The sequence below is a fragment of the Candidatus Infernicultor aquiphilus genome, assembly GCF_002784285.1.
Lineage (GTDB): Bacteria > Atribacterota > Phoenicimicrobiia > Phoenicimicrobiales > Phoenicimicrobiaceae > Infernicultor > Infernicultor aquiphilus.
On record NZ_PFKO01000105.1, the window covers coordinates 1 to 7,670 of the forward strand.

A 7,670-nucleotide genomic window follows, 5' to 3' on the forward strand; every position below is an offset into this window, starting at 1 on the left:
CTCCATAAGTTTCCTTTAGTATAGATTCTAATCGAGGATGAAGATATTTTATTTCTACCATTCCCTTTTTTCTATTAATGAAATCTTCGATCATACCACTCCCTAATGGTCCTGGTCTGTATAACGCTAACAAGGCAGTAATATCTTCTATACTTTCGGGTTTTAACCTTTTAACTAAATCCCTCATTCCTTCACTTTCTAATTGGAAGATACCAACACAGTTTCCTTTAGAAAGCATTTTATATACTTTTTGATCATCTAAAGTAAGGTTATTTATATCGACCTCCTCTCCCCGGGTATGTTTTATTATTTCTAAAGATTTACTTATCACGGTCAAAGTACGAAGACCTAAAAAATCCATCTTTAATAATCCCAATTCTTCCAGTTCAGCCATAGCATATTGGGTAGATATTTCCCCTTCCGCATTCTTTTGTAAAGGAACATAATTAGTTAGTGGTTCCCGCGAAAGAACTATTCCAGCAGCATGAGTGGAAGCATGTCGGGCTAAACCTTCTAAAGAAGAAGCAGTCTCGATCAACTTCTTTACCTCTTCATCATTTTTCAATAATTCTTGGATTCTACTTTCCATTTTTAGAGCTTTTTCAATGGTTATGTTAGGCTCCCAGGGAATCATCTTAGCGACAGTATCTACTCGTGCATACGGAATGCCTAAAGCCCTTCCCACATCTCTGACCGCAGCCCGGGCGGCCATAGTCCCAAAAGTAATGATCTGAGCTACTTTATCCTTTCCATATTTTTTGGAAACATATTCAATTACTTCTTCTCTTCGTTCATAACAAAAATCAATATCAAAATCGGGCATACTAATCCTTTCCGGATTTAAAAATCTTTCAAATAATAATCCATATACTAGAGGGTTAATATTGGTAATCTTTAGACAATAAGCAACTAAACTCCCCGGGGAAGAACCTCGTCCAGGCCCAACCATTATTCCTTTCTCCTTAGCATACCTTACAAAATCCCATACAATTAAAAAATAAGGATCAAACTCCATTTTTTTAATAACCGAAAGCTCATATTCTAATCTTTCTTGTAACTCATTGGTAACTTCAGGGAATCTTTCTTTAAGTCCTTTATAACAAAGTTCTTTCAAGTAACTATTAGTATTATAGTCAGCAGGGACTTTAAATTCTGGTAATTTAGCTTGCCTAAAATTAATTTCTAAATTACATTTTTCAGCAATATGTACTGAATTTTGGATGGCTTGAGGAATTGCAGAGAATTTTTCATTCATCTCTTCAGGGGAATTAAAATAAAACTCATCAGTGGCAAATTTTAAACGTTTAGGGTCGTCTAAATTGGTGGCTGTTTGAATACAAAGTAAAATCTCATGTGCTCGAGCATCTTCCTTCTTTATATAATGAATATCATTACTCGCTACCACCGGAATAGAAAGTTCTTGACTTATTTTAACGAGGTTTTCATTTACAACTTCTTGTTCAGGAATACCATTTTTTTGTAATTCTAAATAAAAATTATCTTCACCGAAAATTTTTATAAAATTAAGTGCTACTTCTTTTGCTTTTTTTATATCTTTTTGTAAGATGCATTGAGGAATTTCACCCTTTAAACAAGCGGAAAGAGCAATTAATCCACTACTATATTCTTTTAGTATTTCTTGGTCAATTCTCGGCTTATAATAAAAACCTTCTAAGTAAGATAAAGTAACTAATTTTATTAAATTCCTATAACCTTCATTATTCTTAACTAATAAGATTAAATGAAACGGTGTTTCTTTGTTTTTAGAAGATTTATCAAATCTACTTCGTGGAGCAAGGTACATTTCACAACCGATGATAGGTTTTATCCCTTGCTTTATAGCTTCTTTATAAAATTGTATTACTCCATACATTACTCCATGATCAGTTATAGCTAAGGCAGGCATTTTATGCTTTTTGGCTTGTGCTACTAATTCAGTTATTCGGCAAGCTCCATCTAATAAGCTATATTCACTGTGAACGTGTAGGTGAACAAAATTTGCGTGCCACATGTTGAGACAACAACCTCCCAAGTTTGTATTTTGTATATAACATAAAGTGGGTAGAATTTTTAGCGTAGAGCGTATAGATCATAATAATATGTAATGAGTAATGTGCAATGTGTAGGAACAAAATGTGTCATACCTTCAATAATCTTTCTGTCATTTTTCTAAAAATATGTTATTATTATAGAAATTTATTTTCTTATTATCAAGAATCTTTTTATGTCATTCCCGTGAAAACGGGAATCTATCTTTTTTTCTTATCCTATACCTCCTATACCTCTGGATTCCCACTGCAGTTTACACTCACGAAAGTGGGTGTGGGAATGACAGGTAAGTATTTAATTTTTCGCGATACGTAATACTCGATACTCGATACAGTTTTTTATTTAAAAAATACTTGAGCTAATTCCCACCATTTTTTATCTACCGTTTTAAGTTTACTCACCGCTTCTTCCAAAGGTATTCCTATAACTTTATTGCCTTTAAGGGCAGCCATATATCCAAATTTTCCTTGAGCAATTAAATCTACTGCAGTTACTCCACACCTAAGACCTAAAATACGATCAAATAAGGTTGGCGAACCGCCTCTTTGGATATGACCAATTACCGCATGGCGCGTTTCTATTCCGGTTTTTTCTTTAATTAAATCGGCCAGGAGATTACCCACTCCTCTTTTACGTAAAATCATATGCCCAAACTGATCTAACTCTTCCTTTCCGGTATCTACACCAGGAAGTATTACTCCTTCCGATATCACTATAGAAGCATGTTTATTTTTTCTATAAACTTCCTTTAAATGCTGACACATCTTTTCCAGGTCAATTTTTTCTTCCGGAATAAGAGTCCAATCTGTACCAGAAGCAAGACCAGTAAATAAAGCTACCCAACCAGCGTGTCTACCCATTACTTCTAAAACCATTATCCTTCGATGAGAGCGACCGGTATCTTGTAGGCTTTGCATTGCCTCCATTGCTTTAGTAACTGAACTATTAAATCCAAAAGTATAATCAGTACCGCTAAGATCATTATCCATGGTTTTGGGAGCACCTACTAATTTAATTTTTTTTTCTTTATACAGTTTATTAGCTACCCCTAAAGTATCTTCTCCGCCAATAGCTACTAGCGCATCTAACTTAAATTTTTCTATGGATTCAAGTACTTTTTCCACTCCCTGCTCTATCTTATAAGGATTTAATCTTGAAGTTCCTAAGATAGTTCCTCCTCTATCCACTATTTCCCTTACCTCACTTAAAGATAAAAGATTTATATCACCTTTTATTAATCCTCCCCATCCCTCTTCAATCCCATAAACCTCATAATTATAATCCAGAGCTCGATATACCGCTCCCCGGATAGCTGGGTTTAATCCGGGGCAATCTCCTCCCCCGGTTAAAATACCTATTCTTTTAATCATATCTATCAAGCCTTTCCGCTGCATCCAAAGACTCTCATTCTTTCACGAATAATTTCTTTAGCCACTTCTCTTGCTGGTCCTAATAATTTTCTAGGATCTATCTCTTGAGGATTCATTTTTATTATCTCTCTAATTTTTTTAGTAAAAATCATCCGAATGCGAGTGTCAATATTAATCTTACATATTCCTGCAGAAATACCTTTTCTAACCTCTTCATCATTAACTCCAGATGCACCATGCAAGACTAAAGGAACATCGGTTAATTCTCTTATCTTCTCTATTCGAGGAATATCTAATTTTGCAAAAGGTGTACGACAGCCATGGATTGTCCCCACTGCAGCAGCTAAAAAATCAATTTTAGTTAACTCCACAAATTTTGCTGCTTCATAAGGATCTGCCATAGTCTCCTTTACCTTTTCCAGAGCAACTCCTGGTTCATCACTATCGCCCATTTTCCCTATCTGGCCTAATTCTGCTTCTACTGGTATATCACAGGCATGAGCCATCTCTACAACTTTTTTAGTTATCTTTACATTTTCTTCGAATGGTAATTTTGAACCATCAAACATCAAAGAGGTAAACCCTGCTCTTAAACATTTTATATTTTGGTAATAATCTGTTCCATGATCTAAATGTAAAGCTATCGGCACACTAACCTTTTCAGCCATAACTTTGACCATAGCTACAATATTATCCAATCCAGCATATTCTATAGCCCCTTGTGAAGCCTGCAATATTGCTGGCGCTTTTTCTTCTTCAGCAGTTTCAATTATAGCCTGAATAATCTCCATATTATTAGCATTAAACGCACCCACTCCATACCTTTCTTTTTGAGCTTTTTTCAACATTTCTTTGGTAGTTACTAAAGACATATCTGATCTCTCCCTTCATTTTTTTAATCTATATTTTTTAATTACCTATTACAAAAATTCATTTATCGTTATTAATTTGGTTATAATTATCTTGTAGGGGCTCGATTCATCGAGCCCGAAATACCGGGTCGGATAAATCCGACCCCTACCTTACCATTCCTCCATCAGGTCGAGGACAGGTTTGTTTACTTTTTGGGGGACAACCAATTAGATGAAATTTTATTTATTATAGACTGTTTAATTTTTCTTTTCAAGGGAATTTATTAATTCTCCAATTAACCAATTAACCGATTCACCAATTCTCCAATTAACCAATTAAGATAAAATAATCAAAAACAATCTGCCAATCTACCTATCACCCAATCGGCCAATCAAAAAACAAAATCAAAAAACAATTAAGCAATTTACCGATAAATTAATTAATCAATTGACCAATTCCCCAATTCACCGATTAAATTAGTTAATCAATTAATAAGCTGTAGCTGTAGGAGTCGGATTTATCCGACCCGATATTTTGCGGGTTTGATAAATCAAACCCCTACAACACATTATTCATTACGGGCAGACACAAGGTCTGCCCCTACATATTATATCATGAGATACGGGATACGAATTCTGGCTTCTGACTTCTGTTTTCTGTTTCCTGAATTCTATCTCTTCCTTTCTTCACTATATACTCGCTACGAATTTAATAATTTATTTGAGAATAATCAAAATTAATGGTATAGTTTTTATACAGAAATCTAAAAAAAGATTTTTTCAATTATTTAAATAAAAAGGAGGAATAAATATGCCAGAATATTATGATGAAGACAAAGAAAAAATCATTAATCTTGCTAAAAAAATACCAAAAATAAAATTCAATAAAACATTATTATTTTTTATCTTGGCGATAGTGATCGTGGCTTATCTTTCCAGTGGTATTTTTGTGGTCGCCCCTGATGAGCAAGGAGTGATTAGAAGATTTGGTAAATTTGTCCGCATCGAAAGTCCGGGGCTTAACTATCACTTACCCTATCCCCTGGAAACAGTAGTTACTCCAGCCGTCACTCAGGTAAAAAGAATCGAAATAGGGTTTCGTTCTATTGTAACTAATCAATCTACCCGCTACCAGGAAATACCAGATGAAGCCCTAATGCTTACCGGTGATGAAAATATTGTCAGCGCAGATGCGATTGTGCAATACAAAATAAAGGACCCGGTTAGCTATCTCTTTAATATTATTTTACCGGAAGAGACAGTCAGAAATGCTGCTGAGGCAAGCTTAAGACAGGTAATTGGAGGAAGAAAAATTGATGATGCGCTTACGGTAGGAAAATATGAGATCCAAGAACAAACCAAAAAACTACTGCAAGATCTTTTAGATTCGTATCAATCAGGAATCTTCGTAGTGGCCGTTCAATTACAAGATGTTAACCCTCCTAAAGAAGTACAAGAAGCCTTTAAAGATGTAGCCAGCGCAAAAGAAGACAAGAGTAAGTATATAAATCAAGCTCAAGGATATGAAAACGATCTAATCCCCAAAGCTCGCGGAGAAGCAGTACAAATGACTAAAGAAGCAGAAGGTTATAAAATCGAAAGAATAAAAAAAGCGGAGGGTGATGTTGCAAAATTCAATAATATTTTAACCGAATATAAAAAAGGTGAATATATAACTCAAGCTCGTCTCTATCTGGAAACTATGGAAGAAATTTTACCGAACATGAATAAAGTAATAGTCGATTTAAAGGAAAATCAATCTTTAATAAATTTATTGCCTTTAGGTGATTCAAGTATCCTAACTGCTCCTTCCCAGGAGGTGACCAAGTAATGAAAAAAGGAACGCTATTAATAATACTTATTGTAGTAATCTTATTCTTAGCTAATTTAAGTTTGTTTATTGTCGACGAAACTAAACAAGCCATTGTATTACAATTTGGTAAACCAATCAGAGAGATTAAAGAGTCTGGTTTAAACTGGAAAGTTCCCTTCATTCAAAATGTAGTATTTTTTGAAGATCGACTATTAGCGTACGATGCTGCCCCGACCGAAATCATTACTAAAGATAAAAAGACTCTAATTGTGGATAATTATGCCCGTTGGAAAATTATCGATCCTTTAAAATTTTTACAAACAGTTCGAGATTTAAATGGCGCCCAGGTTAGATTAGATGATATCATTTATTCCGAATTGAGAGTTGATTTAGGATTATATAATATGAGCGAAATAGTTTCGGAAAAAAGAGAAGGTATTATGAAAAGAGTCACCGAAATAAGTAATGAAAAAGCCAATACCTATGGAATACAAATTGTAGATGTAAGGATTAAAAGGGTAGATTTGCCTCCCGAAAATGAAAAATATATTTTTGATAGAATGAAAGCAGAAAGAGAGCGAATAGCTAAACAGTACCGAGCTGAAGGAGAGGAAGAATCAGCGAAAATTATTGCCGAAACTGAAAGAGAGAAAACAGTTATTTTAGCAGAAGCTTACAAATCTGCCCAGATTTTAAAGGGTGAAGGAGAGGCAGAGTCTGTTAAAATCTATGCCGAAAGTTTCAATCAAGATCCGGAATTCTATAAATTTTATAGAACTTTAGAAGCTTATAGAAAAACTTTTAAAGAAAAAACTACTGTCTTACTTTCTACTGATTCTGAATTTTTGAAATATTTAAATAGACCCTAAAATAGTGAATAGTCGTTAGTGAATAGTGAATAGTTAGGAAAGAAGTAGGGGCGTATTGCATACGCCCAAAAAAAATTATAAAAACAATAAGGGGCGGATAAATCCGCCCCTTACATTAAAAACTATAGATTACGCCAAAAAGTTTTATATATTATTAGTATTCTAATTCGGGAGCTATCTGATTTTCAGGTTCTTCCCCATAGTAAATCCTCACTATATTATCAAAAACAGATTTTATATTTTCCTCTAAAGCTCTATCGGAATATCCTGCTGTATGAGGGCTCATCACTACGTTCTCTAATTTATGAAAATTATACTGGCTAGGTAATATTTCTTTTTGTTCATTGGTGGGATACTGATACCAGGTATCTATAGCTGCCCCAGAAAGATAATGTTCTTCTAAAGATTTAAACAAAGCTTCTTCATCTATTACTGCTCCGCGAGAAATATTAACCAGATATTTTCCCTGCATTAACTTTAATTCTTTTTTTCCAATCAACCCCTTAGTTTTCTCTGTAAGGGGAACAGCTATAACAATAAAATCTGATTCTTTAATCACTTTTTCTAAATCTTTATTCGCTCCCAGAAATTCCAATATTTTCTTCTTTTCTAAATCCTTTTCTTTTATTTCTCTTTTTAAGGCAAATATCTTCATACCTAAGGCATACCCTATTTTGGCAATCTCCCAACCAATCGAACCTAAACCTATTATCCCTAA

6 protein-coding genes are annotated in these 7,670 nt (G+C 34.2%); 2 read left to right on the forward strand and 4 right to left on the reverse strand.

The window, feature by feature from the left end:
• The 3 genes from dnaE to fba form a co-directional block, all read right to left on the reverse strand.
• The coding region (gene dnaE / locus COZ07_RS02930; protein WP_406607095.1) for a DNA polymerase III subunit alpha at window positions 1–2,011 on the reverse strand (2,011 nt) is incomplete at its 3' end.
• 376 nt (window positions 2,012–2,387) lie between these two features.
• Complete coding sequence (locus tag COZ07_RS02935; RefSeq protein ID WP_406607096.1) at window positions 2,388–3,419, reverse strand: 6-phosphofructokinase; 1,032 nt, start codon at window positions 3,417–3,419, stop codon at window positions 2,388–2,390.
• A gap of 5 nt (window positions 3,420–3,424) precedes the next feature.
• Window positions 3,425–4,291 carry a class II fructose-1,6-bisphosphate aldolase gene (gene fba, locus COZ07_RS02940; RefSeq protein ID WP_406607097.1) on the reverse strand — a complete coding sequence of 289 codons (867 nt, stop codon included), beginning with the start codon at window positions 4,289–4,291 and terminating at the stop codon, window positions 3,425–3,427.
• 790 nt (window positions 4,292–5,081) lie between these two features.
• On the opposite strand from fba, the gene hflK reads away from it, so the two are divergent.
• Window positions 5,082–6,101: a protease modulator HflK gene (gene hflK, locus COZ07_RS02945; protein WP_406607098.1), complete on the forward strand. Its 1,020-nt coding sequence runs from the start codon at window positions 5,082–5,084 to the stop codon at window positions 6,099–6,101.
• On the forward strand, window positions 6,101–6,952 hold the full coding sequence (gene hflC, locus COZ07_RS02950) for a protease modulator HflC (protein ID WP_406607099.1): 852 nt from the start codon (window positions 6,101–6,103) through the stop codon (window positions 6,950–6,952). Before hflK ends, hflC begins: the two co-directional genes overlap by 1 nt.
• Before the next feature lie 154 nt (window positions 6,953–7,106).
• Here the strand turns inward: hflC and COZ07_RS02955 are convergent.
• Window positions 7,107–7,670, reverse strand: a 564-nt coding sequence (locus tag COZ07_RS02955; protein ID WP_406607100.1) for an NAD(P)-dependent oxidoreductase, incomplete at its 5' end; no start/stop codon positions are given.